The organism is Actinoplanes lobatus, assembly GCF_014205215.1.
GTDB classification, from domain to species: domain Bacteria; phylum Actinomycetota; class Actinomycetes; order Mycobacteriales; family Micromonosporaceae; genus Actinoplanes; species Actinoplanes lobatus.
Genome location: NZ_JACHNC010000001.1, coordinates 7,074,957 through 7,099,298 on the forward strand (window position 1 = coordinate 7,074,957; position 24,342 = coordinate 7,099,298).

Consider the following 24,342-nt stretch of genomic DNA (forward strand, 5'->3'; position numbering starts at 1 on the left):
CAGAAAGCGAGTTCGATGTTCTCCCTCCGAGACATCCCGTTCAGCTACCGGGGCTCCTGGTTCGGGCTCTCCCCGGTCGTCGCCGAGCAGACGTACGCCGACGACGTGCATCTGGTCTCCCACCAGACCCGGATGCACCCGGCCCTGTGCCTCACCCCGCTGGCCGGCGGCACACGGGTGGACACCGAGGTGACCGCGACCCCGGCCCGGCTGTCCTGGGCCTACGGGACGCACCGCATCGACGCGTCCTACGAGAGCGCCGACACCGTACGCCTGCGCGGGTTCGGCCTCGGCCTGCGCATCGCCACCGCGGCTCCGGCACTGACCCCGTTCGCCGGCAGCTACCTCTACCGCGACCCGGTCGACGGCGCCCACGTCTTCACCAGCTACGAGACCGGCCGCCGCTACCGCATCACCGTGCTCACCGGAACCCTGACCGACCGTGCGGGGATCCAGGCACTCGGCGCCACCGACCGCCACCTCACGCTGCCCGACAACCAGCCGTGGGAGATCGCGATCGAGGAGTACCGGACCGCCCGGGCGCCGTACACGCCCACCGGCACCTTCGACACGGTCACCGCCGCCGCGGACAGCGCCTTCACCACCTACCTCGACGCCATCGCGCCCTGGCGCAGCGACCGCACACCGGGCGCGGAACTCGCCGCGTACGTCCTCTGGTCCGCGACCGTCGACCCCGCCGGTTTCGTCGGCCGGCCCGCCGTACTCATGTCCAAACACTGGATGGACAAGGTGTGGAGCTGGGACCACTGCTTCAACGCCATCGCCCTGGCCGCAGGCGAACCAGAACTGGCGTTCGACCAGTTCCTGCTGCCCTTCGACCACCAGGACCCGTCCGGTGCGCTCCCCGACTCGATCACCCACTCCGAGGTGCTGCACAACTTCGTCAAACCACCCATCCACGGCTGGGCGCTGCAACAGCTACGTGCCCGGCTGCCGCACAGCCTCGACAAGCAGCAACTGACCGACATCTACGAGCGGCTCACCCGCTGGACACAGTTCTGGCTCACCCATCGCCGGGCGCCCGGCCACCCACTGCCGCACTACCATCACGGCAACGACAGCGGCTGGGACAACGCCACCACCTTCGACACCGCCCGCGTCATCGAGACCGCCGACCTGGCCGGATTCCTCGCCCAGCAACTCGACTGCCTCGCCGGGCTCGCCACCGAACTGGGCCACCTGGACGCTGCCCGCCGGTGGACGGCGACCGCCGAGGAGATCCGCACCGCGATGCTGCAACTGTGGGACGGCAGCCGGTTCCTCGCCCGCGACGCCGAAACCGGCGAGACCAGCGCCAGCTCCAGCCTGCTCGACCTGATGCCCATCACCGTCGGCGCCGACCTTCCTTCGCAGGTCAGCGACGTTCTTGCCGGTCGCATCGCGGCACACCTGACCGCGCACGGTCCCGCCACCGAACCGACGAACTCCGCGCACTACATCTCCGACGGCTACTGGCGCGGACCGATCTGGGCACCCTCGACCGTGCTGATCGAGGACGGCCTGCGCCGCGCCGGCCATCCTCACCTCGCCGACGAGATCAGCCAGCGGTTCCGGGCCCTGTGCGAGAAGTCCGGCTTCGCCGAGAACTTCGACGCCGAGACCGGCACCGGACTACGTGACCGCGCCTACACCTGGACCGCCAGCAGCTACCTGATCCTTGCCGCCGACTACGAGCAGCGCCACAGCAACGGCTAGGACGCCGGGCTACCTGCCGCGGTTGGCCGGGCAGGTAGCCCAGAGCGACGTCGTCCCGATCAAAAGGCAGATGTACGGCCGAGCGAACGTCGACATGCTCCGGCTCCGCGTCATCCTTGCCGAGTAGGTGCCCCGACCCGGGGATCGAAATCACGGACTTCGTGGCGGAGCCATCATTCACGGGCCGACACGAGAACCTGTGACCGTTCCGGACGACCTCGCCGCGCGGTCGCTGTATCCTGTCCGAGCCTAATGATTTATGGGTGAAACAGACATAACGCTACGAAGGCGCATTCACCCGGGTGGGAGTGATCCCGCAGACGCGTCGAGGCGCTGTGCCAGGCTGCCGACCTCCCGCCTCGGCGAGGCGCCGTGAAACTCCTTGCTGCCGTCAACCGGGGACGGTTCACTCCCATGATCGGTTCTGCGCCGTCTCAGGAACGGCAGCGTTTCTCGCGCCAACGGCGCGAGGCGAGACCGACAGCGGGGGGGACAGCATGAACCAGAAGCGAAGGCTGGTGGCGCTCTTCTTGGCGAGCGCCGCGGCCACAACAATCGGGCTCGCCGGGGCGCGGCCGGCCTCGGCCGTGGCAGAGTCGGCCTTTCTGACGATCCGTTCGCAGGGCGGCGGCAACTATTCGCTCACCGTGACTGGTCATCGAAAATCTTCCGTGGAAAACCCCCGGCTTTAGCCGTGGGGAGGAAACGGGACTCCTGCGGAGCAGGTCAGGGATAGCCGATCCGCCGTCGAGGCGGATGGGCGTCTGGTCGGACGTTGCGCTGGTTCTCCACATGCCTCTTCACGGTCTCCAGGGTCGTTGGGCTGCGCGGGTATGGTGTCTGATGTGGATGAGACGGTGCGTTACACCTATCGCCTGCGGCCTGGCCGTATCGCGGAGGCCGCACTGCTCGGCGAGTGGGGCCGCTGCCGGTGGCTGTGGAACGAAGCCGTCCACCAGCAGAGGACTCGCCGCAAGCCGACGTTCGGCAAACTGTCCAAGCTGCTGACCGACGCCCGCGGCCGCAACGCCTGGCTGCGGGGCGGTTCCCAGGTCGCCCAGCAGCAGACATTGCGCACCTACGGCACCGCCCTGGATCACTCGTTCACGGTGAAGGGCCGGGGCCGTCCGAAGGTCAAGCGGCTGAAGGACTCGCTGCCCAGCCTGGAATACACCACTCGTGGCTTCTCGATCAAGGGCGGCCGGCTCCGCCTGCCGGACAAGGTCACGATCCCGGTCGTCTGGTCCTGGGAACTGCCGTGCGAACCGTCCAGCGTGCGGGTCTACCGTGACAGCCTCGGGCATTGGTACGCCTCGTTCGTGGTCCGTCGGGACACGATCGGCACACCCGGGGCGGACCTGCCCGGCATCGGCATCGACTGGGGCGTGAAGGTAACCGCCACCACGACCGATCCCGCGTTCGACCTTCCGCACCTCGGACATCGCAAACGGTGCGCTGCTGAACTGGCCAAATCCCAGCGCAGGATGGCCCGCCGCCGCCGACCGAAGGGCCAGCCGCAGTCGAAGGGCTACCAGACCGCGAAGCGGCAGGCCGCCCGGGTAGCGAAGAAGGCGGCCCGGCAGAACACCCACGACGCCCGGGTCTGGGCCAAGAACGTCACCGAGCATCACAGTTTGATCGCTGTGGAGGACTTCAAACCGACGTTCCTTGCCAAGACGACGATGGCCCGCAAGGCCGCTGACGCGGCGATCGGCGCGTGCAAGCGAGAACTTGTCGAGCGTGGTATGCGGGCGGGCCGGAAGGTGGTGCTGGTGCCGCCCGCCTACACCACGATGACCTGCTCCGCGTGCGGCGAGAGAGCCAATCACCGCCTCGGACTGGGCGTACGCATCTTCGAGTGCACAGCCTGCGGTTACACCGCCTGCCGTGACCTCAACGCCGCGAGGACGATCCTCGCCACGGCTGAACGCGACCGTGCCAGTGCCGACGACGTGAGACATCTGATCGCCTCCTTCCGGGATGGTGGATCAGGTGCGGTCCGAGCTGAGAATCCAGGGCCTTGCCCCGGAGGGAAATCCCCCGGATTCATCCGTGGGGATCGTTAATTCAATCTGCCTCAGGCGGTGGTGGCGACGACCTACTCCGTCAAGATCCTCGGTGAGGACGGCTGGTTCGACGACACACCGGTTTGCGACGCGTGGCCGTTGACCACCGACGCGAACGGGAACTACTGGCACCAGTGGACCTGCACGGGCGCCCTGCTCAACGAGGACTGGGAGGGTCAGGACGAGAACTACGCCAAGCTCACCGTCTTCCCATCCGGCGCCAAATCGCACGTGGTGCGGAGCAACACGGTCAAGGGCTACTACTAATCAGACCCGGCCGAATGCTGGTCCGGCTACCCGGTGACCGGTGGTGTTACCGGGTAGCCGTGACCTGCCGGGAGCTACACCGTTCCGGCTCCGGCGGGCTGGCGGGCCGGGGGAGCGTCCGGAGTGGCCCGGGTCAGGTGGCCGGCGAGCCGGTCACCCTCGATGTCCAGGTCGGGCAGGAGGCGGGCGAGCGGTCCGGGCAGGTTCCAGGCCGCGTCGCCGAAGGCCGCCATCAGGGCCGGTACGAGGGTGAGGCGGATGAGGAACGCGTCCACGACGATGCCCGCGGCCAGGGCCAGGCCGAACTGTTTGATCATCGGGTCGGTGTTGAAGACGAAGCCGGCGAAGACCGCGGTCATGATCACGGCGGCCGCGACGACGACCCGGCTGGCCTGGGCGTACCCGTGGATGACGGCGTCGTGTCCGTGTCGTCCGTGCACGCGGGCCTCGCGCATCGACGAGACCAGGAAGACCTGGTAGTCCATGGCTAGGCCGTAGAGCACGCCGGTGGCGATGATCGGCAGGATGCTCAGCACCGGCGTGGTGGCGTCCATCCCGAGCAGGTCCTGCAACCAGCCCCACTGGAAGACGGCCGTGGTGACGCCGAACGTGGCGGCGACGCTGAGCAGGAATCCGAGGGTGGCCTTGACCGGGACCAGGACGGACCGGAAGACCAGCAGCAGCACCAGCAGGGAGAGGGTCAGCACCACGCCGAGGTAGACGGGCAGTACGTCGGCGAGCCGGTCGGAGATGTCGATGGCCAGCGCGGCGAAACCGGTGACGCCGACGGTGAGATGCCGGGCCGCGGCGCCGTCGCCGGTGCGGTCGCGGATGGCGCGCACCAGATCGGCGGTGCTCTCGTCGTTCGGCCCGCCGTCGGGGATCACGGTGAGGATCGCGGTCCGGCCGCTCGTGTCCATGCCGGCGAGGGCGACGGTGGTGACGCCGTCGAGCCGGTCGAGGTCACCGGCGAGGCCGGCCAGGTCGCCGGTGTCGATGGGCTGCGCGGAGACGCTGGTGGCGGAGACGATCAGCGGCCCGTTGTAGCCCTTGCCGAAGCTGCTCTCGACGATCTCGTAGCTGGTCCGCTGCGGTGTGCCGACGTCGTAGGCCTCACCGGCCGGCAGTCCGAGGCGCATCGACAGGCCCGGCACGGTCAGCGCGAGCGCGACCACGACGGCGGCCGGGGCGACCACGTGCCGGCGCCGGACCAGCAGCCGCGCCCAGCTGGTGGCGACCGGGTGTGCCGCGGCGCGGGTGGAGACGGTCCGGCGGGCACGCGGGCCGCAGACACGTTCACCGGCCAGGCCGAGCAGGGCGGGCAGGAAGGTGAGCGACGCGGCGACGACCAGGATCACGGTCGCTGCCGCGGCCAGCGCCATGGTGCTCAGCAGGGTGATGTCGATGACCAGCAGCGCGACCAGGGCGATCACGACGGTGGCGCCGGCGAACAGCACGGCGTTGCCGGCGGTGCCGACGGCCCGGCCGGTCGCCTCGTGCGCGGTCAGTCGCTGGTCGAGGATGAGGCGGCGTTGCCGGTTGACGATGAACAGCGCGTAGTCGATGCCGACGGCGAGGCCGAGCATCAGGGCCAGCACGACCGTCAGCGAGTGGATCTGCATCAGGTGTGACAGGGCCAGGGCGCCGCCGACGCCGGTGCCGACGCCGAGGAAGGCCGACAGCAGCGGCAGGCCGGCGGAGATCACCGACCCGAGCGTCACCACCAGGACCGCCGCGGCCACCAGCACGCCGATGATCTCGCCGGCGCCGACGACCTCGGGGACCTGGACCATGGTCGACGACGGGTAGGCGGTGAGCCCGCTGCCCTCGACCGCGTGGGCCGCCGCCTCCACCGTCTGGTCGACGGTTCCGGTGGGCAGTTCGAAGGTCTGCACGTCGAACTGGAAGGTGAACAGGGCCGCGGTGCCGTCCTCGGAGACGAGCATTCCGGGTACGGCCTGAGCGTCGGCGGTCAGCGGTGCCGGGCCGCTGCCGGCCGGGAACGCGGTCATCGCCCGTACCAAAGCGCTGTTCTGGCCTTTGGCCGCCTCGGCGGCCAGCACCGTCCGGGCGTCGATCACGTGCTCGCTGCGGTACACCGCGTCGACCGCGGCGAGCAGGGCTCTCCGGCCGGCCGGGGTGTCGACGCGCTGCCCGTCCGGTGCGCGGAAGGCGATGATCCCCTGACCGCCGGAGGCTTCCGGGAGCCGTTCGGCGAGGTCGTCGATGACCTGCTGGGCGGGGGTGCCGTCGATGCGGATCTCGTTGCCCAGGTGCATGGGGAACGCGGTCAGTGAGGCGGCGAGGGCGGCGACGGCCAGCAGCCACGCGGTGATGAAGCGCCACGGATGGATGTAGGCGGCCTTGCCGATGCGGTACAGCAACGTCGACACGTACGAGCTCCCTAAGTGATAGTGCACTCTCAAAACGAGAGAATGCTATCGTTTCGCGGCCAGAGTCAAGCGGCGACAGAGGTGAACAGATGGCCATGCGCTCCGACGCGTTCGCGAACGTGTCCCGCATCGTCGAGGCAGCCCGGAAGGTCTTCGCAGGCAGCGGCGACGGCAGCGAGTCCCTAAACCACATCGCCAAGGTCGCCGGTGTGGGCGTCGCCACTCTCTACCGGCACTTCCCGAACCGGCAGGCGCTGGCCCACGCCGTCTACGACCGGATCTACACCACCGAGGTGGAGCCGCTCATCACCGAGTTCGCCCGGGCCGACGTGCCCCGCGAGGCGCTGCTGGACGTGGCCGAGCGCCTCTGCGCCATCATCGTCCGGGAGAAGGCGCTGGTCGCCTCGCTCGGCAACCTCACCGAGGAGACCACCGCGCTGCTGGCCCGCAGCACCGAGTCGATCGCGCCGATCCTGTGGCAGGCGCAGGACGCGGGCAACATCCGGGCCGACATCGGTCCGGACGACATCCCGCACCTGCTCGCCATGGTCGCGGCCGGCCTCAGCGTCCCGACCCTGGACGACGGGCTGCGCCGCCGCTACCTCGGCCTGCTCCTGGACGCCCTGAACCCGGCCCGCGCCACCACTCTGCCCAGCCAATGAGGAACCAGGACCCGCCGCGCGGCGTCACACCCCCATGTCACGCCGTCTGATCCTGTGCGCAGCCCTTGTCCTCACCGTCCCGCTCGCCGGCTGCACGACGACCCCCGACGCGCGGCCCGCGGCGTCCCCGTCCACCGGTGCCGCGATGCGCCTGGTGGCGTTCGACTCGTGCGATCAGCTGATCGCCGATCTGCGCCGGGCGGCGAAGGCCAGCGTCGGACCGTACGGCTTCGGCGGTGGGCCCGAACTTCTCGACGACTCTGTCCGGGCCGTGGGGGGCTCCGCGAGCAAGGTGGACAGCGCCCCGGGGCCGGACTTCTCCGGCACCAACGTGCACGAGTCGGAGGCGGACGAGCCCGACATGGTCAAGACCGACGGCCGACGGATCGTCACCGTCAGCCAGGGTGTGCTGCGCGTGGTGGACGTGGCCACCCGCAAGGAAACCGGCAGCGTTGACCTGGGTGTCCAGAACGCCGGTCAACTCCAGTTGCTGCTCACCGGCGACTCCGCCCTCGTGCTGGTGCCGGCCGGTTACCAGCGCAGCTTCGTCGGCAAGAAGGCCGAGATCGCCGACGGACCCCAGCTGTTGCTCGTCGACCTGTCCGGCCCGCCGAAGATCGTCAGTCAATACCAGGGTGAGGGCGAACTGGTCGACGCCCGGATGACCGGTGCCACCGCCCGGATCGTGCTCCGCACGACGCCCCGGATCCAGTTTCCCGACTCGCCCACCATCTCGGACGAGAAGCGGCGGATCGCCGAGAACCGCGACGCGATCGACCGCGCCCCCGCGGACGCCTGGCTGCCCGGCTGGCAGGTGACCGACGGCGCGGTGACCACCACCGGCAAGGTCGACTGCGGTCGGGTCAGCCGGCCCACCGACTATTCGGGCGGCTCGCTCGTCACCATCCTGACCTTCGACCTGGCCCGGCCCGCCCTCGGCGGCGGCGACCCGGTCGCCGTCGTCGCCGACGGCGACACCGTGTATGCCACGGCGACCAGCCTCTACCTGGCCAGTGACCAGCGCTGGCGGTTCGACCGCTTCGCCGGCCGGGCGGCAAAGCCGGCACGCCAGGAGACCGACCTCTACAAGTTCGCGCTCGAGGGAAGCCAGCCGCCGGTCTACCGGGCGGCCGGGACCGTACCCGGCTACCTGATCAACCAGTACGCATTGTCGGAATGGGAGACCCATCTTCGGGTCGCCACCACCGACTCGAAGACCAACCGGTCCGCGGTGCGGGTGCTGACCGAACAGAACGGCGAACTCGCGCAAACGGGCATCGTCGACGGGATCGGCAAGGGCGAACAGATCTACTCCGTCCGTTTCCTCGGCAACCGTGGCTACGTCGTCACGTTCCGGCAGACCGACCCGCTGTACAGTTTGGACCTCTCCGATCCGGCGAAACCGGCGGTGACCGGCGAACTCAAGATCACCGGCTACTCGGCCCACCTGCAACCCGTGGGCGCGGACCGGCTGATCGGCATCGGGCAGGAGGCGGACGGCAACGGCCGTACCCAGGGCACCCAGGTGTCGCTCTTCGACGTCTCGGACCCGGCGAAGCCCCGGCGGCTGGCGCGTTACCAGATTCCCGGGGGCTACTCCGAGGCCGAGTACGACCCGCACGCCCTGCTCTGGTGGCCCGCCGCGAACCTGCTGGTCACACCGGTGTCGACCTGGAACGGACAGGACTCGCAGAGCGTGGCCCTCGCGCTGCGGGTGACCGACGACATCAGGCTGACCGACAAGGTCTCCCATCCCGCGGCGAAGGGCTACCCGTCGATGATCCAGCGTTCGCTGGTCGCCGGAAACGTCCTGTGGACACTGTCGGACGCCGGCTTGCAGGCCTCTGAACTGTCCACGATGGACCAGCTGGCCTGGCTGCCCAACTAGCACTGGGGCTGCTCGGCGGCGCGGCGGCGCTGCTGGTCAGCGGCGGTGGCTGACCTGGGGTCGGCGTGCGAGGCCCGCCTGGGCCGCGGCCACGCCCGCCACGTCTCCGGTGATCGCGAGGGTTTCACGAGATGCTCTACATTCGGCGGCATGCCGGTTGTGTTCGAGTATTCGTTCACCGTGAACCCGCAGTATCGGCTCTTCACGATCTTCGATCCGACCTGCGACGAGGGTGAGAACGTCGAGGCGGCCCGGCGGACTCTCGGGCACGGGTTTTTCGCGTGGGGTCCCCACGCCGTCGTCGCCCGCGCGATCGACACCGGCACGGCGTCCGTCGCGGTCGAGGTCTGGGACGGTCCGCCGGGTACGCCCGGGGGAACGCCGGACGGGATCGCGGTGGCCGAGCTGGCCCTGCCCGGCGGCCGGTTCAGCTCTATCCAGGCCCTGGAGCCGGCCGTCCACGTCGGAGTGGAACTGCCAACCGGCGCAGGCACGTACGGCGCCCGGATCGCGGCGTACAACCGCGGCGTCTCCGGCGGGTTCGCGCCGGAGGACGCCGGGCTCTTCCCAGGCCGCTTCGAGGCGTACCGGTTGCAGTTGTGGAAGATCTCGGACGAGCCGTCCTGGCCGGATGACGACGATGAATAGCGTTCGAGGCCGCCGTTGACTGCTGACCGGTCAGGTGCGCATCCGGTTCCGGCGCGCCTGAGCACCTGTCGGACACCGCTGAGAAGGTCCGTATGTCGCTCGACTTGCAGTGAGGGGGCGAAGTAGGCCCGGAGCGGTCGGGCACTACCGTTCTCAGCCCTGGGAGCGGAGTCGGTACTGCGACGGGCGAACGCCGAACTCGCGGAGGAAAGCCGTGGACAGGTGGGAAGGGCTGGAGAAGCCGCAGTGCGCGGCGACCGCGGTGACCGTACGGCCGGCATCAAGGAGCCGGGCGGCTTCGCGTACGCGCAATCGCGTGAGATGACGACCTGGCGTTTGCCCCGTGGCCCGCTTGAACACGCGCAGGAAGTGGTACGGACTGAGATTGGCCGCCGCGGCAAGGTCCGCGAGGGTCAGCGGGTCGCCGAGGCGTTCCCGCATCAGGGCAACCGCATCGCGTACGCGCGCATCCTCACGTCCCGGCGGTGCGTCCAGCCGCCGCCTGCCGTAGTGGGTGACGAGGTGTGCGGCAAGGAACTCGGCGGCGATATCGCCGTACATGGGGTCGGCGTGCTGCCCGGCGGCGGCCGCGAGCGAGTTCAGCAGGGGCGCGAGCAACGCGTCACCGGGCCCGTCCTGCCGGCCCGGTTTGGTCTGGGCGCTGACTCGGTCGACGATGTCGGCGGGTACGTGCACGTGCACACTGCTCATCGCGGCGGACGTGGTGTAGCGCACCTCGGTGGGAATCCCTGGGGTGGCCCGGCCCAACAGGCCCGGGACGATCGCATACTTCTGCCAGCCGTCGGCGGAGCGCACCTGCATCGTTCCGGCGCCCCGCGTGATCGCCCAGAAATGGTGATCGGACGACGCGGGCAGATGGATCACATCGGTGGCGGGCCGGTGGTCGAAGCGTTGCACCAACAGCGATCGCCAGCCTGCTTCATCCCAGCTCGACAGCCGCCGGGTGACGTGTCGCTCCATGTCGAAGCCGGCGTAGCCGCCCTGGTCGAAACGCTCCCCGCGATGCACTCCGGCAAGCCTACGCAGCCCGGGCGAGTCCCTCCACCATCCGGCGCATCGTCCGGTTCATCAGCGGCCGCATGAACAGATGCACCCCGAACGCCACTTCGTACGTCCCGTGCCAGCGGATCGAAGTGCCGCCGGCCGCGGCTGGACTGAGCCGAATCTCCGCCCGATAGTCGCGTAGGTACGGGTTTTCGGCGTCCACGTACGCGAAAAGCCGGCACGGTTCCAACTCCACGATCCGCTCGCTGGTGACGACCCGGCCGGTGCGAAACGCCCGCACGGCACCTACGCCGTCATGTCCGTCGTCGGAGATGTTCGCGGACCTCTCGGGCATGAGCTCGTCCACAGTGCCCCACTTCGGCCAACTGCTCGCATCGACAAGCAACGCCCAGATCCGCTCGCAAGCAGCCGGCGACTGCGCCTCGACATCGTAAGAACCCTTCATGATCAACACGTTAGCGGCGTGCCATTGGCACACGCGACCACGTCATTGCCTTTCGCATGCACAGTATTGCGCTGCTGTCTTGCCCTGCCGCGATTGGCGACTATTCGGTGCACCCGTCCGCGGTCGGGCAGCGGTTCGAGGTGAACATCGACCTGGACGGGGTGCGCATCCAGCGGAGTGATTGCCTGGTGACGTGGCACGGCCCCGTGGTATGGCTATCGCGGCTTGCGCCCAGGGCTGTTGCGTTTTCGGAGAATGGCGCGCTGACCAGGTGTTTCGTGGAGTGAGTGGCCTCTGCGGAGGAAGTTGAAGCGGGTGAAGCCCTCAAGGTGATCATGGAGTTTCTCTAGGACTTCACGACACCGAGGACTCCACCCGTCGATGGCATCATCTCTGATCTCGGTACTGACCGTGACTACCCCTGGGCCGGACACGCCTGCAAGGCCGGTCGCCGACGGTGAACGTCGAGGGCTCCTCGACGCCGCGAGCCTGGTCCCGGACCCGCGTGATCCTCGCGGGATCCGGTATCCGCTGGCCGGGTTGCTGACCGTCGCGGTCTGCGTGGTCCTGGCCGGGTGGCTCCGGTCTCGGACCGAACCTAAGAAAAGGCGGCTGCCGTCCTGGAGCTTACTGCGGAGGAGGCGATGGTCTGGGGAAGACGACTATCTGGGCCGCCAACGTAATGATAGTCGTTGTCACGCCATTCGTAGACGCCGTCACCTCCCGTTATGACCGTGCGATCCGGGCCGCCATCCGTATCCTTTTCGATGCTGATGTAGATCAGATAACTGTGACCCGTTTTCAGCATCGCTGCAGTTTCTTCCGAGGCTGTTGTCGCCGTACCAAGTTGATAGATTTCGGCGGACTTCCTCGGATACGAGCCGTGGACGACGGTCGTCACTTGCACGGTGGTAATAGTGATAGGAAATCCGCGCATCGTGGTGGCGGTCTGCGACATTGCCTGCCCGATAATGACCGCCGCGCTGCCGTCTTCGAGCTCGCTGAGCGTGTTGAGCCGATTAATTTGATCGACGTGAACACGAGTAGTGCGCTGCGGCGTAGCCGTTGACGGTGCTGCGGTGCACCCCGCAAGGAACGGGATAAGCACCGCAGCCGCGGTAATCCGTCGAACAAACCGTGGCATCAGTACAGTGCGTTGGCGCCGTTGATGTCGTCCTGCCGAGGGGCCATGCGCCCGCAGCTGGGGACCAGCGAATCGATGTTCACTGACATGACAGGGGCGCTGCAGCTGCTTGCTGAAGCGGTGTGGGCGAGACCGAGCGCGTGGCCGATTTCGTGCACCATGATGGTTTCGCGCTGCGCCGAGGTGTACGAATCGGTGTAGTGACGGTTCCACCAGGTGACCATGGTGGTGTCCCAGGTTCCGCCACTACACGAGTTGGTGACGGGATTCTTCTGCGTGGAATTCAGAGTGATTCCGGAGAAGGAATTCCCCATCCATGTCGCACCGTAGTTGCCGTCCGCCACGTGCACGTTGGCGCCGCTGCTGACCTGGGTGAAGTTGAAGTGGGTGCTGGTCGAGTTCCAGTCGTTGATAGCTGCGGTCGCCGCAGTTGTGTAGGTCGAGTTCGCAATCTTGGGCTGCCACTTCAGATTTCCTGAGGTGAACTTGCAGCCCAAAAGGCTGTAGGCAGACGCCGGCGAAGCCGGAAGCATCAGGCCGGCTGTTGCGGCAATTACGGCACTAGCCAACACTGCGGCTCGACGCATGGAAGACCCCTATCTATGTGACAACATCGAATGGCGCGCCGCAAGACCGAAAGGGCCGATGCGGTGCCTAGAAACTTTCACTGGGGAATTCAGATATGTCAACTGCGCGTCGTCGGGGTGGGAGCTTCGCCACATCAAGCACGATTTTCCTCAACTCTTCAATCCCCTCGCTGTCCGTTTTGACATGACCGTTTTGTCCCTCGCTATTCGTCGGAGTGCTTCGACTTCCGGCTGTCCGTTTCTGCAGGGCAGTGATTAAGGTAGAGCTGACGACTGGCGACTTATCTATTGATCGCCCGCCCTGACTTATCTGGGGCGCTCGCCGATCGCGGAGTCTCTCGCCGCTCGAGCTGTTTCGGATGTCCCCGGCCATTACGAACTTGGAGCGTCGCTCGTGAAACGTGCCGACGTTGTTCCGCTTCCATGGAACTGGAACGGGCTGGGTGCCCCGGTCAGGCCATACAGGGGCCTCCGGGTCGCGGCTGCGGGGCAAGATCGTTCTTCTTCCGGAAGTCGTCCCGCAACGGCTGTCCCGTAATCGGTGGTACTGACGAATTCGGCACGGGTCCCTTCCCGTCACGCGGCCGTCCCTGTCCGGGTGGCAGGGCGGTTGCGTAGTCGCTTGAGGAGTGCGTGAGCTGGGGTTTCAGGCGGTTCCACGTGGGGCCGGGTCCATGAAGGACGGGTGCGGCCCCGTTGGTGATCATGGTGTTGCGAAGACAACCGTGATCGAGAACAGGACCGCATCCGCTGATGTCATCATCACTGATCGAGATCGTGCTGCCGCAGCGATCCCCGGACATGCCGTGCCCGACCACGGTCACCGATGGTGATCGGCTGAAACTGTTCATGGCGCTGGAAGCGGTCGATGACCCACGGGATCCGCGGGGCCGGAGGTATCCGCTGGTCAGCATCCTTGCGGCAGCGGTGGGCGCGGTGATCGCCGGGGCGTGTACGTTCGCCGCGGTCACGGACTGGGTGCGTTTCCAGGACCGCACGGTGTGGGGCCCGGCTCGGATTCCGTGGCCGGGTGCCCGCCGCGATGACGGTGTGGCGGCTGTTGATCCGCATCGACGCCGTGGTGTTGTCACAGCTCCTGGCCCGCTGGCTGCGGAGCCGGACAACGCCGGTCCTGGTCGTCGCCGTCGAGGGGAAGGTCGCCTGTGGTGCCCGGCTGAGCGACGGGCGGCAGGTCCATCTGCTCTCGGCCTACGACACCAGCACCGGAATCGTGCTCGCCCAGGTCCAGATCGCAGCGAAATCGAATGAGATTCCCGCGTTCACCCCACTGCTGCACCAGGTCGAAATCGTGCTGGGATCACTGGACGGCGTCCTGGTCGTCGCGGACGCGTTACATGCCCAGGTCGGGCACGCCGATCTGCTCGCCGCGGGCGGCGCGCATCTGATGGTCACGGCAAAGTCCAACCAGCCGAAGCTGTTCGCCCAGATCAAGGCCCTGCCCTGGGCGCAGGTCCCGGTCGGGACGCAGACCCGCGAGACCGGTCACGGCCGCAAGGAGACCCGCACGGTCAAGGCTTTGACCGTCGCGACCCCGGGCGGGCTGGGCTTCCCGAACGCACAGCAGGCGGTCCGGATCACCCGCACCCGGACGATCAAGGGCAAGACCAGCCGCGAGACGTCGTATCTGACGATCTCGCTGCCCGCCGGTCAGGCCCGGCCCGCTGATCTGGGCACGTGGGCGCGCTCGGAGTGACATATCGAGAATCGCCTACATTACGTGCGGGATGTCACGTTACGTGAAGACGCCCATCAAGCCCGGACCGGCAGCGGCTCAGCCGTGTTCGCCACCCTCCGTAACACCTCGATCGGGTACCACCGCCTCAACGGCGCCACCAACATCGCCGATGCCACCCGAGAGGCCAACCACCGTCCCCACGACCTCATCACCGCCGTCAGCACCGGAAATCCGACCGTGACCAGCAGTGACTCTACTTTGCAATAGCCCTGGCTTGCGCCCTACGCCGCCGTATTGCTCGACCCCGGGTGCCTCGGTGTCCGGCCGCCATCGGGTTACCGGGACCAGGCCGGGCTCGACGAGTTCCAGACCGTGGAAGAACTGGGCAAGGCGGTCCTCGCTGCGCAAGTGGTATGGCAACGCGGCGGACTCGTTCCAGATACGTGCCGCCTCGACCACCTCGGGGGAGACAGGGGCGCTGTCGTACAGGGCGAGGTAGCTGCCGGACGGCACAGCGTCCAATGCCTTGCTGACCATGCTCTGTGCGACCTCGTCCTTCTCGACGTGGCCGAGGACACCCATGAACAGGATCGCGACCGGTTCGGAGAAGTCGAGGGTGCGGGCGGCTTCGCGCAGCACCAGATCCATGTCGTACATGTCGGCGTCGAGGTAGCTGGTCAAACCCTCGGGCCGGCTCGTGAGCAGAGCGCGGGCGTGGGTGAGCACGAGTGGATCGTTGTCGACGTAGACGATGCGGCACTCGGGCGCCACCGATTGGGCCACCTCATGTGTGTTGTTGGCGGTGGGCAGCCCGGTACCGATGTCCAGGAACTGACGCACACCGGCCTCGGCGGCCAGATAGCGAACCGCGCGGATCAGGAACGCACGGCAGCGACGGGCGTTCTCGGCGAGTGCCGGTTGACCAGCGAGAATCTGGTCGCCGACCAAGCGATCGGCGGCGAAGTTGTCTTTGCCGCCCAGCAGATAGTTCCAGATTCGCGCGGTGTGCGGGATCGAGGTTTCCAGTTGGGGTGCCGTCTGCTCGCCGTTCGACATGTGCGCGCCCTCCTTCTTGGATGGACCGATGCCGGCAGATCGGCGCCAGCATAGACCTTTGCGGCCAACTGGCATCGACGCTCAGCTCAAGGATGAAGCCTCTGGCGGGTGGCTTGAGATGGGACCGTTCGTATGGACGATGCGGACCACGGCCGACGTCGGATGGCTGCGGGACATCGAGCCTGAACTGTGCGATGCGGGTGACGAGCTGATGGCCCGGGCGTTACCGGTGTCCGCCGATGCGGACGCGTGCTACGGGATCCTTGATCCCGCTGACATCAGCGACAACGGCCCGACCTGATCACCATGCCGGGTCTGTCGCCCCGCGACAGTCTCCGCCGCCCCGACCCAGTGGGACGATGGCGTCGTCCCACTCCTCGAAGACAAGGGGAGGTGCTCCCCTCGGCGGTGCCCGGGGACCACATCGCCGCTGGCCGGCCTCGCCGGACCTGCCTGCGGCACCGGTCAGGCGGCCAGACGCAGCAGACCGGCGAAAAGGAAGAAGCCGGCCGTCAGAGCGAGCAGCACCCGGGGCGTGCGCAGGCCACGCCACCAGGGCAGTGCCCACAGCAGCGCCCACAGGGCGAGGAACCCGAGCAGGTGCGTGCCGATAACGTCCCAGGTGACTTCTTCGCAACCGTTGACGGCGCGGACTTCGTCGCAGATGGCCGGGGAGTCGGTGCTGCTGCCGAGGATCACGATGCCTGAGAACAGCACCAGTGCCGGCGCGGCGAACAGCGTCACCAGCGGTACGCAGATGTAGGCCAGCAGGTCTCGCCGCCGGTCAGCTCCCCACGCCGCGATCCCATGGGCCCGCGGCGTGGCCTGGGCCTCGGTGAACGTCTCGTCGCCCGGCGTGTCGCTGCAGGTCGCGGCCTCGCCGCCGGCGTCCTCCGGTACGTCGTCACCGGTCTTGGTCTCGCCTGCGGCACCGATCCCGGCCGGGCAGCCTCTGGCCGCCGTGGCGGCGAGATCCGCTGCGACGGCGGCGGCCTCAGCCGCCTCGGCTGCGGCGGCCGCCGCTTCGGCTGCGGCGTCGGCGGCAGCGGCAGCGGTATGCGCGGCGAATGCGGCCGCCGCCGCGGCGACCGTTGCGGCGGTAGCCGCCTGCGCCACTACGGAGTCGATCTCCGGGCCTGCCGCGGGTGAAGGGTCGGGTTCGGCAGCGGTGGCGTCCGGGTCTGTAACAGGCTCCACCACCGCCCGGCTGTCTGCGGCTGATGCTGTGTCGGAGATGCTCTCTCCGTCTCCGACGGAATCGGCGGTGTCGCCCGCATCGAGGTCACTCCCACTGGTGCCCGGCGAACCCGCCGTAGCCGCCTCGTCGTCCGGCGCTTCCGCGGAAGTAGAGGACGTCTCATGGTCAGCCGTGGTCGAGGGGGAGTCGTCGGTATTGTTCGGCGCGGTTCCGGACGGGTTGGGGCTGTCGGCGTCCGGCACGGCGGAGGCGGCACTACGTTCGGACATGAGGCGAGATCATAAACGGCGGCGCAGGATCGATACCCGTCGTCCCCACTCCTCGGCAGGATCAGCTACTACGCCGCCCCACCGCGACGAACACCTCTACACCGAGCGCCACCTCAAGGGCCACCGCTGCTATGGATCAGCGGAACGGTGGTCGGGAGATCCGTCGGAAGGGTCATGTAACGGCGTCCAGGCCAGCGCCGCCGCGCCGAGGGCTGCGCCGACGAATGGTGTGAGAACCGCGGTGAGTCCGATCAGCAGCTGTACCCAGATCGCGTCCATGGCCGCCTGCCGGATTCAGCCGACGTGGACGTGCGGGCGTTGCCGCCGGTCCGGTTCGGCCTGGCGGATCATCTCGCGGGTCACCGGGGCCACCTCGCCCTGGCCGAAGATGAGATAGCGGGCGAAGTTCGCGACCGGGTTCCCTTCGGTCCATTCGAAGTAGATGTGCGGGCGCCGGTGGGTGGTGTCGCGGATCCACAGCACCAGCGCCGCGAGGGCACTGGGCACCGACGAGCTTTCCAGGGTGAGCACCCGGTAGCGGTGGTGCAGCACTTCGCCGCGTACGTGGAGTTCGGTCTCGAAATCGGAGGCATCGCGTACGGTCACCTCGACGAACAACACGTCACGCTGGTCGGCCATGTCGTTGTCGGCGATGATCTGCGCCAGCTTCTCGGAATATTCGCGGGCATCGCGCCGATCCGGCTCATTGGCGATGAGCCTGATCTGCCGACGACTGAGCTCGTCCAGGAAACCTTGGGCGACATGGTCGGCCTCGATGTGGCTGACGCGCAGCTCGAACGCCCGGAAGACGCGCGAGAGCAGCGAGACCGCGATGATGCCGGCGATGAAGCAGGCCGCGATTTTCACACCGTCCGGGCGTTCCACGATGTTGACGATCGTGGTGTAGACGAACACCGCGGTGATGACGCCGAACGCCCAGGTGCGTCCCCGTTGACCGGCGCGGTGGGCGGCCAGCGTCACCGCGGTGGCGGCCGAGGTGATCAGGACCAGTACACCGGTGGCGTACGCGCCGCCCTGCGCGTCGACGTCGGCGTCGAAGATCCAGGTGATCAGGAATGCGGCGCCGGTGAAGACCAGCACGAGTGGCCGCACCGCGCGGGCCCAGGACGGGGCCATGCCGAACTTGGGCAGATAGCGGGGGACCAGGTTGAGCAGTCCGGCCATGGCTGAGGCCCCGGCGAACCAGAGGATCGCGATGGTCGAGATGTCGTAGATGCTGCCGAAGACGGTGCCCAGGTTCTCGTGCGCCAGGTACGCCAGGGCCCGGCCGTTGGCCTCACCACCCGGCTCGAACGCGGCCGGCGGGATCAGGATCGTGGTGGCGACGCTACTGGTGATCAGGAAGACGCTCATGATGCCGGCCGCGGTGGTGAGCAGCCGCTTGCCGCCGCGGATCCGCTGCTGGAGGTCACCCTTGATGTGCGGCATGACGGCCACGCCGGTCTCGAAGCCGGACAGCCCCAGGGCGAGCTTCGGAAACACCAGCAGGGCGATCCCGACCATGGCCAGAGGGCTGCCGTGCGAGGTGGTCAAAGCGGTGCCCCAGTCGGTGACAGCGTGCGGGTGGGTCAGCACCTCCCACAAGGCGTCGCCGATCACGATCACGTTCAGGCCCAGGTAGACGGCGACCAGGGCCACCGCGATGCCGATCGCCTCGGTGAATCCCTTGAGGAACACCGCGCCGAGCGCCGCGATCAGAACCAGTGTCACCAGGACTTCCTGGCCGTGCCAGGTGGCGGGCCAGAACGGGTTCTCGTCGATGTGCGCGGTGGCGTCCGCGGCGGACAGCGTGATGGTGATGATGAAGTCGGTGGCCGCGAACCCGAGCAGGGCCAGGACGAACAGCTTGCCCTTCCAAAATGACAGCAGCCGGACCAGCATCGCGATCGAGCCCTCGCCGTTCGGGCTCTCGGCGGCGACCCGCCGGTAGACCGGCAGGGCGCCGAGCAGGGTGACCAGCACCAGCACCAGCGTGGCCAGAGGCGAGAGCACGCCGGCCGCGAGGGCGGCGATACCGGGCTGGTAGCCCAGCGTGGAGAAGTAGTCCACGCCGGTCAGGCACATCACCTTCCACCACGAGTGCGGCTTCTCCTCGTGCACGTCGGCGTGCGGCCCCGGCTGGCGTGCGGCACGGTCGTTGAGGCCCTTGAGCAGCCATGAACGCAATCCGCTGCGTTCGACCGTCGCGGTCATCGCTTGTTCCTCCCGGCATGGTCGGGCCGCGCCCGAATCCGCGACCCCGGGAATCCTGACACCGGGAGGGCGGCGGATCTTGATCATGCCGCGTTAATAAAACGTCAAAAATCTTGGATCTCGAGGCCCACAAGGTCAAACCCATTCCCGGTACGGCTGTGCCGAGTCCCGCAACTGCCGGTGGGCGAGCCGGGCGCACCCTCCCGGCCGATGCCGGCCGCCGGCTCATGGGAGCGCGTCGCCGTCAAAATCTACTCGCACGTACGTCAATTTCCGATCGCTGGGCGCGGCGACGTTCGTGGGGTTCCTCGCGAATCAGTACGGCGAGCTGACCAGCGACCGCGGTGCATGGTCGAATGTCGTGATCATCGTGGTGGCGGCGATGCGAGGCGTGCCCTTGTCACGTCTGGCGGCTGACTACGGCACTCCGCTGCACGTACCGGACGAGGCAGACCTGGGGGAGTGCTGCGCCGAATACGCGGCCGCGTACGGTCCCGGTGGTGCCGCCTACCGCGCGAAGGCCGGCTTGGCCGATCGCCGATTCGGGCTCTCGCCGGTCCGCGAAGAGGCTTGACCCTGACGCTGCGTCAACCCTTCATGCTGTGCGGCATGAGCATGACATCGACGGCTGATGCGATACACGTACGGGGCCTGGAGAAGGCATTCAAGGATCTGAAGGTGCTGCGTGGTGTGGACATCGACGTGGCGCGGGGCAGCATCTTCGCGCTGCTCGGCTCGAACGGGGCGGGCAAGACCACGCTGGTGCGGATCCTGTCCACGCTGCTGCGGGCGGACGCCGGCACCGCGACGGTCAACGGGTTCGACGTCGCGGCGCAGGCCGCCGATGTCCGTGAGTCGATCAGCCTCACCGGGCAGTTCGCGGCGGTCGACGAGATCCTCACCGGGAGGGAGAACCTCGTCATGGTGGCCAAGCTGCGCCACCTCAACGACCCGGGCGCGATCGCGGACGACCTTCTGAGGCGGTTCTCGCTGACCGAGGCGGGCGGCCGGCGGGTGGCGACGTACTCCGGTGGCATGCGCCGCCGCCTCGACATCTCGATGAGCCTGATCGGGAACCCGCCGGTGATCTTCCTGGACGAGCCGACGACCGGCCTGGATCCGGAGGCCCGCCTCGAAGTGTGGCAGGCGGTCAAGGAGCTCGCCGCAGGCGGCACGACGGTGCTGCTCACGACGCAGTATCTGGACGAGGCGGAGCACCTCGCCGACCGGATCGCGATCCTGCACGAGGGCCGGATCATCGTGGACGGCACCCTCGCCGAGCTCAAGCAACTCCTCCCACCGGCCAGAGTCGAGTACGTCGAGAAGCAGCCCACCCTCGAGGACGTCTTCCTCACCCTCGTCGGCGCCCGCAAGAATGGGGAAAACCAGTGAACAGGCACTTCTTCGGCGACACCGGTGTGCTGCTCAGCCGCTCGCTGCGGCACATCGCACGCAGCCCGGACACCATCATCACCACCGCGATCATGCCGATCGCCTTCATGCTGCTGTTCGTCTACGTCTTCGGCGGCGCGATCGAGACCGGCACCGACTCGTACGTCAACTACCTGCTGCCCGGCATCCTGATCATCACGATCGCCTCGGGTATCTCCTACACCGCGTACCGGCTCTTCCTGGACCTACAGGGCGGCATCTTCGAACGGTTCCAGTCCATGCCGATCGCCCGGTCGTCGGTGTTGTGGGCGCACGTGCTGACCTCACTGGTCGCCAACCTGATCTCGCTCGTGGTCGTGGTCGGGGTCGCCCTGCTGTTGGGCTTCCGCACCGGGACAGACGTGCTGGGGTGGCTGGCCGTCATTGGCATCCTGGTCCTGTTCACCCTGGCGCTGACCTGGATCGCCGTGATCCCCGGGCTGACCGCGAAGTCCGTGGACGGCGCCAGCGCGTTCGCCTACCCGTTGATCCTCCTGCCGTTCGTCAGCTCGGCCTTCGTGCCCACCGAGTCGATGCCCGGCCCGGTGCGCGCCTTCGCCGAGAACCAGCCGGTGACCTCCATCGTCGACGCGCTGCGGAACCTGTTCACCGAGCAGCCGGTCGGCACCGGCATCTGGACGGCCCTGGCCTGGTGCGCCGGCATTCTCGTGGTCGCCTACCTGTTCGCCAACCTGGCGTACCGGCGCAAGATCTCCTGAGAAGCGGCAGGATCTCCAGCATGCTGACGATCGGTCAACTGGCGTCGTATGCCGGCGTCACTGTGCGCACGGTGCGGCACTACCACCAGATCGGCCTGCTGCCGGAGCCGGAGCGCGACAACTCCGGCTACCGGCGGTATGGCGCGACCGCCGTGGTGTCCCTTATCAAGGTCCGTACTCTCGCCGAAGCCGGTGTGCCGCTCTCCGAGATCGACTCCCTGCTGCAGGCCGACGCACCGGCGTTCGCCGCGGCGATCCAGCGGATCGACGCCCGGCTGTCCGACGAGATCGCCCAGCGGGAGAACAGCCGCAAACAGATCGCCCAGCTCGCCGCCGGGGACCATGCCGCGCTTCCCTCGGAGGTCGCGTTCTATCTAAACAGGCTGCGGGAGATCGGGGCGTCCGAGCGGTTGGTGCACGCCGAGCGAGACGGGTGGATCCTGATGACGGCGCGCTGGCCGGACCGGGTCCGCGAGTGGATGCCTTCGAAGCTGGCACAACTCGAAGACCCTCGGCTGGTGCGGCTCTACCAGGTCCTCTCGCGGCTCCTCGAAGGCGGCGAGATCGACGAAGCGCTGCTGGAGGAGGCCGCGGACATCATGGCCGTACTGGCCGAGGAGGCACACGCCGGCGGTGATGTGATGAGCGAGGACGACCTGGAAGATGGTCTGCCGTTCGACCTGCTCGACGCATTCGCCGTCGAGGTCGACCCCCGAGCGCAGCGGATGCGCGACCTGATGCGCAAGCGAGGCTGGGAGAGCTGGACCCGGCAGGAACGAGTAGCGGGTCCTGTGCCTCCCGTCGTCGAGCGCCAGCGGACGTGACGGCGGGTGATTTTCTCGCGATGGCCGGCACGGGGCGTACCACCAGGCCGGCGAGCCCGTGGCCGGCCGGCCGTGGTGTCGGTCGCCGATGGTTTCCCCGTGCCCTGCAGCGCCGGGTGACCGTCACCGACCTGTTGGAGCGGTCACGCTGAGACTTCGCTGGCGGTGATGGGGCTGGCCGGTGGGTTGGTCAGGCGTGTGTGTTGTGGCGGGTCTGGCCGATGCGGGGCAGGAAGCGGCCGGTGCGTCGGGTGTAGCCGGTGTAGGTCTCGCCGTGGGCGGTGCGTAGGTAGGGCTCTTCGACGGTGCGGACCTGTAGTTCGAGTGCGGCGATCACAGCTGCCAGGACGAGCAGTTGGGGCCAGGTCGGTGTCATGGCGGTGATGCCGGCCATGGCGATGATCATCGCGGTGAAGATGGGGTTGCGTACGAGTGCGAAGACGCCGCTGGTGACGAGGGTGGTGGTTTCGCCGGCGTCGACGCCGATGCGCCAGGAGGTGCCCATCGCGGCCTGTGCGGCCGGGATGGCGACGAATCCGGCGACGGCGACGATCAGTCCGGCGACCTGAACGGCCCGGTGATCGAGGGCGCTCACCGGGTGCAGGGCTCCTGTCGCGTGCAGTAGGGGAGCGGTGAGCCCGCCGAGTAGACCGGCCGCGACCAGTATCTGTGCCCACCAGGCCGGGGTGCCGGTCGGAGGGCGGCTGTGCCGGTGGCCGGTGTCGCCGGTGCGGCGTTTGTGCAGCCAGGTTCGCAGTCCGAATGCGGTGAGCGTGCCGGTCAGGTTGAGGGTGAACGCGAGCCAGGCCATGGTGATCTCCTTCGATTCCGGAGGCTTCGATTGGCGACAGTACAGCATCGGCTGTACTGTTTGGGCGTGGAGATCCTGACGCACGGCTCGGTGCTGGCCCGGTTCGGCCATGCCCTGTCCGACCCGACCCGAGCCCGGCTGCTGCTCGCTCTGCGGGAAGGGCCGGGCTACCCGGCCGAACTGGCTGACCTGCTGGGCTGTACCCGGCAGAAGCTGTCGAACCATCTGACCTGCTTGCGCGGCTGTGGCCTGGTGGCCGCTGTCCCCGAGGGCCGCCGGGTCCGTTACGAGCTGGCCGATCGGCGGCTGGCGCACGCGCTGGGCGATCTGCTCGGTGTGGTGCTGGCCGTCGACCCGGACGCCTGCCCCGACTCGGCGGAGAAGGGCTGCTGCTGATGACCGGTCGGCTGATCCAGATCTCGCCCGCCGGCCCGTCGCCGCAGCGGCGGGACCTGTTGAGCCGCCGGATCCGGTTGCTGGTGGCCGCGACCATCACCTACAACGTGATCGAGGCGGTCGTCGCGATCACCGCCGGCACCATCGCGTTGTCGACCGCGCTGATCGGGTTCGGCCTCGACTCGGTCATCGAGGTGTCCTCGGCCGCGGCGGTGGCCTGGCAGTTCGCCGGCAAGGATCCCGAGCGGCGGGAGAGGACCGCGCTGCGGATCATCGCGGTGTCGTTCTTCGCCCTGGCCGCCTACGTCACCGTCGAGTCGGTCCGGGCGCTGATCGGCGGCGCGGAAGCCGAGCACTCCACCGTCGGCCTGGTCCTGGCGGCGCTGTCACTGGCGATCATGCCGGGCCTCTCGTACGCACAGCGCCGGGCCGGTCGTGAACTGGGTTCCCGTTCGGCGGTCGCCGACTCCAAGCAGACGCTGCTGTGCACGTACCTGTCCGCGGTGTTGCTGGTCGGTCTCGCGGTGAACAGCCTGTTCGGCTGGTCCTGGGCGGACCCGATCGCGGCGCTGGTCATCGCCGCCGTCGCTGTCAAAGAAGGCCGTGAAGCGTGGCGCGGCGACGCCTGCTGCGCACCCAACGCACGTGCCGGAACCACGGCAGCGGATACAGGCGGAGGCTGTACTGACGGCTGCTCCGACAAGCCGTAGAGACGGCGGAGTGTCTGGTGGCTGTTTGACCCCAGCCCGGCGGCGGGCCGGCGAGCGCCGACGAGAACGCGGTACCTGAAGACCGGGCGGCCAAGCACGTGAGTATCGGCTCTACCCGGATCGGTCTCGCCAGTACGTTCGGTTGCCCCGCGTCGGCCTGCGATCGCCGCATCCGC

The 24,342-nt window shown here is 68.1% G+C and carries 23 protein-coding genes and 2 pseudogenes; 16 read left to right on the forward strand and 9 right to left on the reverse strand.

All coding sequences use genetic code 11. The annotated features are described in order from the left end of the window. Positions 1-15: 15 nt before the first annotated feature. The 4 genes from BJ964_RS32185 to BJ964_RS32200 all read left to right on the forward strand — a co-directional run bounded on the left by BJ964_RS32185 (position 16) and on the right by BJ964_RS32200 (position 4,049). On the forward strand, positions 16-1,716 hold the full coding sequence (locus BJ964_RS32185; protein ID WP_188124184.1) for an amylo-alpha-1,6-glucosidase: 1,701 nt from the start codon (positions 16-18) through the stop codon (positions 1,714-1,716). Between the two features lie 497 nt (positions 1,717-2,213). Beyond that, entirely contained in the window at positions 2,214-2,408 is a 195-nt protein-coding gene (locus BJ964_RS32190) for a hypothetical protein (RefSeq protein ID WP_188124185.1), read from the forward strand. Between the two features lie 153 nt (positions 2,409-2,561). Further along, positions 2,562-3,782, forward strand: a complete 1,221-nt coding sequence (locus BJ964_RS32195; RefSeq protein ID WP_223149645.1) for an RNA-guided endonuclease InsQ/TnpB family protein — start codon at positions 2,562-2,564, stop codon at positions 3,780-3,782. A gap of 18 nt (positions 3,783-3,800) precedes the next feature. Next, the gene (locus tag BJ964_RS32200; RefSeq protein WP_188124187.1) at positions 3,801-4,049 is read left to right on the forward strand and encodes a hypothetical protein; all 249 of its coding nucleotides are present in this window, start codon (positions 3,801-3,803) and stop codon (positions 4,047-4,049) included. Between the two features lie 74 nt (positions 4,050-4,123). Here BJ964_RS32200 and BJ964_RS32205 read toward each other — a convergent pair whose 3' ends face one another. Next, complete coding sequence (locus BJ964_RS32205) at positions 4,124-6,442, reverse strand: MMPL family transporter (RefSeq protein ID WP_188124188.1); 2,319 nt, start codon at positions 6,440-6,442, stop codon at positions 4,124-4,126. 89 nt (positions 6,443-6,531) lie between these two features. Between BJ964_RS32205 and BJ964_RS32210 the strand changes: the two genes are divergently transcribed. From BJ964_RS32210 to BJ964_RS32220, 3 genes are all read left to right on the forward strand, one after another. After that, entirely contained in the window at positions 6,532-7,104 is a 573-nt protein-coding gene (locus BJ964_RS32210; protein WP_188124189.1) for a TetR/AcrR family transcriptional regulator, read from the forward strand. 34 nt (positions 7,105-7,138) lie between these two features. Further along, a complete protein-coding gene (locus BJ964_RS32215) occupies positions 7,139-8,992 on the forward strand; it encodes a beta-propeller domain-containing protein (RefSeq protein WP_188124190.1) in 1,854 nt (617 codons plus the stop codon). Positions 8,993-9,142: 150 nt separating this feature from the next. Then, positions 9,143-9,640, forward strand: a complete 498-nt coding sequence (locus tag BJ964_RS32220) for a hypothetical protein (protein ID WP_188124191.1) — start codon at positions 9,143-9,145, stop codon at positions 9,638-9,640. A 153-nt stretch (positions 9,641-9,793) separates the two neighbouring features. Here BJ964_RS32220 and BJ964_RS49250 read toward each other — a convergent pair whose 3' ends face one another. The 4 genes from BJ964_RS49250 to BJ964_RS32245 form a co-directional block, all read right to left on the reverse strand. Next, positions 9,794-10,669 carry a helix-turn-helix domain-containing protein gene (locus BJ964_RS49250; protein ID WP_188124192.1) on the reverse strand — a complete coding sequence of 292 codons (876 nt, stop codon included), beginning with the start codon at positions 10,667-10,669 and terminating at the stop codon, positions 9,794-9,796. A gap of 10 nt (positions 10,670-10,679) precedes the next feature. Continuing rightward, positions 10,680-11,111, reverse strand: coding sequence for an SRPBCC family protein (locus BJ964_RS32230; protein WP_188127299.1), 432 nt, complete (start codon positions 11,109-11,111; stop codon positions 10,680-10,682). A 598-nt stretch (positions 11,112-11,709) separates the two neighbouring features. Further along, complete coding sequence (locus BJ964_RS32240; protein WP_188127582.1) at positions 11,710-12,219, reverse strand: hypothetical protein; 510 nt, start codon at positions 12,217-12,219, stop codon at positions 11,710-11,712. A 35-nt stretch (positions 12,220-12,254) separates the two neighbouring features. Next, complete coding sequence (locus BJ964_RS32245) at positions 12,255-12,842, reverse strand: matrixin family metalloprotease (protein WP_188124193.1); 588 nt, start codon at positions 12,840-12,842, stop codon at positions 12,255-12,257. A gap of 849 nt (positions 12,843-13,691) precedes the next feature. Between BJ964_RS32245 and BJ964_RS48390 the strand changes: the two are divergent. Continuing rightward, a pseudogene (locus tag BJ964_RS48390) lies at positions 13,692-13,775 on the forward strand (hypothetical protein); the annotation flags it as partial. A 97-nt stretch (positions 13,776-13,872) separates the two neighbouring features. Beyond that, positions 13,873-14,556, forward strand: coding sequence for an ISAs1 family transposase (locus BJ964_RS48395; protein ID WP_229807395.1), 684 nt, complete (start codon positions 13,873-13,875; stop codon positions 14,554-14,556). A 252-nt stretch (positions 14,557-14,808) separates the two neighbouring features. Here BJ964_RS48395 and BJ964_RS32255 read toward each other — a convergent pair. Beyond that, positions 14,809-15,594: pseudogene (locus BJ964_RS32255) on the reverse strand (SAM-dependent methyltransferase); the annotation flags it as partial. 118 nt (positions 15,595-15,712) lie between these two features. Between BJ964_RS32255 and BJ964_RS32260 the strand changes: the two are divergent. Then, positions 15,713-15,895 (forward strand): hypothetical protein, encoded by a 183-nt coding sequence (locus BJ964_RS32260; RefSeq protein ID WP_188124194.1) that lies wholly within the window; start codon positions 15,713-15,715, stop codon positions 15,893-15,895. A 164-nt stretch (positions 15,896-16,059) separates the two neighbouring features. Here the strand turns inward: BJ964_RS32260 and BJ964_RS32265 are convergent, their stop codons facing one another. After that, positions 16,060-17,061: a hypothetical protein gene (locus BJ964_RS32265; RefSeq protein ID WP_188124195.1), complete on the reverse strand. Its 1,002-nt coding sequence runs from the start codon at positions 17,059-17,061 to the stop codon at positions 16,060-16,062. Between the two features lie 294 nt (positions 17,062-17,355). Next, complete coding sequence (locus BJ964_RS32270; RefSeq protein WP_188124196.1) at positions 17,356-19,275, reverse strand: APC family permease; 1,920 nt, start codon at positions 19,273-19,275, stop codon at positions 17,356-17,358. A gap of 298 nt (positions 19,276-19,573) precedes the next feature. On the opposite strand from BJ964_RS32270, the gene BJ964_RS32275 reads away from it, so the two are divergent. Genes BJ964_RS32275 through BJ964_RS32290 form a run of 4 tightly spaced genes read left to right on the forward strand, consistent with a single transcriptional unit; the run spans position 19,574 to position 22,249 of the window. Beyond that, positions 19,574-19,849: a hypothetical protein gene (locus BJ964_RS32275; RefSeq protein ID WP_188124197.1), complete on the forward strand. Its 276-nt coding sequence runs from the start codon at positions 19,574-19,576 to the stop codon at positions 19,847-19,849. 35 nt (positions 19,850-19,884) lie between these two features. Next, a complete protein-coding gene (locus BJ964_RS32280) occupies positions 19,885-20,667 on the forward strand; it encodes an ABC transporter ATP-binding protein (RefSeq protein WP_188124198.1) in 783 nt (260 codons plus the stop codon). Beyond that, positions 20,664-21,425 carry an ABC transporter permease gene (locus BJ964_RS32285; protein ID WP_188124199.1) on the forward strand — a complete coding sequence of 254 codons (762 nt, stop codon included), beginning with the start codon at positions 20,664-20,666 and terminating at the stop codon, positions 21,423-21,425. Before BJ964_RS32280 ends, BJ964_RS32285 begins: the two co-directional genes overlap by 4 nt. A gap of 20 nt (positions 21,426-21,445) precedes the next feature. Then, the gene (locus tag BJ964_RS32290) at positions 21,446-22,249 is read left to right on the forward strand and encodes a MerR family transcriptional regulator (protein ID WP_188124200.1); all 804 of its coding nucleotides are present in this window, start codon (positions 21,446-21,448) and stop codon (positions 22,247-22,249) included. Positions 22,250-22,439: 190 nt separating this feature from the next. On the opposite strand, the gene BJ964_RS32295 is transcribed toward BJ964_RS32290, so the two are convergent. After that, a complete protein-coding gene (locus tag BJ964_RS32295) occupies positions 22,440-23,060 on the reverse strand; it encodes a methyltransferase family protein (protein ID WP_188124201.1) in 621 nt (206 codons plus the stop codon). 60 nt (positions 23,061-23,120) lie between these two features. Between BJ964_RS32295 and BJ964_RS32300 the strand changes: the two genes are divergently transcribed. Further along, on the forward strand, positions 23,121-23,456 hold the full coding sequence (locus tag BJ964_RS32300) for an ArsR/SmtB family transcription factor (protein WP_188124202.1): 336 nt from the start codon (positions 23,121-23,123) through the stop codon (positions 23,454-23,456). After that, complete coding sequence (locus BJ964_RS32305) at positions 23,456-24,166, forward strand: cation transporter (RefSeq protein WP_188124203.1); 711 nt, start codon at positions 23,456-23,458, stop codon at positions 24,164-24,166. The genes BJ964_RS32300 and BJ964_RS32305 overlap by 1 nt, the downstream gene beginning before the upstream one ends. Positions 24,167-24,342: the final 176 nt, after the last annotated feature.

Coding starts and splice junctions, on each gene's coding strand:
- BJ964_RS32290 (WP_188124200.1), top strand. CDS start 21,446: ATGCTGACGATCGGTCAACTGGCGTCGTATGCCGGCGTCACTGTGCGC.
- BJ964_RS32260 (WP_188124194.1), top strand. CDS start 15,713: ATGGGACCGTTCGTATGGACGATGCGGACCACGGCCGACGTCGGATGG.
- BJ964_RS32270 (WP_188124196.1), bottom strand. CDS start 19,275: ATGACCGCGACGGTCGAACGCAGCGGATTGCGTTCATGGCTGCTCAAG.
- BJ964_RS32220 (WP_188124191.1), top strand. CDS start 9,143: ATGCCGGTTGTGTTCGAGTATTCGTTCACCGTGAACCCGCAGTATCGG.
- BJ964_RS32265 (WP_188124195.1), bottom strand. CDS start 17,061: ATGTCCGAACGTAGTGCCGCCTCCGCCGTGCCGGACGCCGACAGCCCC.
- BJ964_RS32295 (WP_188124201.1), bottom strand. CDS start 23,060: ATGGCCTGGCTCGCGTTCACCCTCAACCTGACCGGCACGCTCACCGCA.
- BJ964_RS32280 (WP_188124198.1), top strand. CDS start 19,885: ATGAGCATGACATCGACGGCTGATGCGATACACGTACGGGGCCTGGAG.
- BJ964_RS32185 (WP_188124184.1), top strand. CDS start 16: ATGTTCTCCCTCCGAGACATCCCGTTCAGCTACCGGGGCTCCTGGTTC.
- BJ964_RS32245 (WP_188124193.1), bottom strand. CDS start 12,842: ATGCGTCGAGCCGCAGTGTTGGCTAGTGCCGTAATTGCCGCAACAGCC.
- BJ964_RS32305 (WP_188124203.1), top strand. CDS start 23,456: ATGACCGGTCGGCTGATCCAGATCTCGCCCGCCGGCCCGTCGCCGCAG.
- BJ964_RS32190 (WP_188124185.1), top strand. CDS start 2,214: ATGAACCAGAAGCGAAGGCTGGTGGCGCTCTTCTTGGCGAGCGCCGCG.
- BJ964_RS32215 (WP_188124190.1), top strand. CDS start 7,139: ATGTCACGCCGTCTGATCCTGTGCGCAGCCCTTGTCCTCACCGTCCCG.
- BJ964_RS32230 (WP_188127299.1), bottom strand. CDS start 11,111: ATGAAGGGTTCTTACGATGTCGAGGCGCAGTCGCCGGCTGCTTGCGAG.
- BJ964_RS32210 (WP_188124189.1), top strand. CDS start 6,532: ATGGCCATGCGCTCCGACGCGTTCGCGAACGTGTCCCGCATCGTCGAG.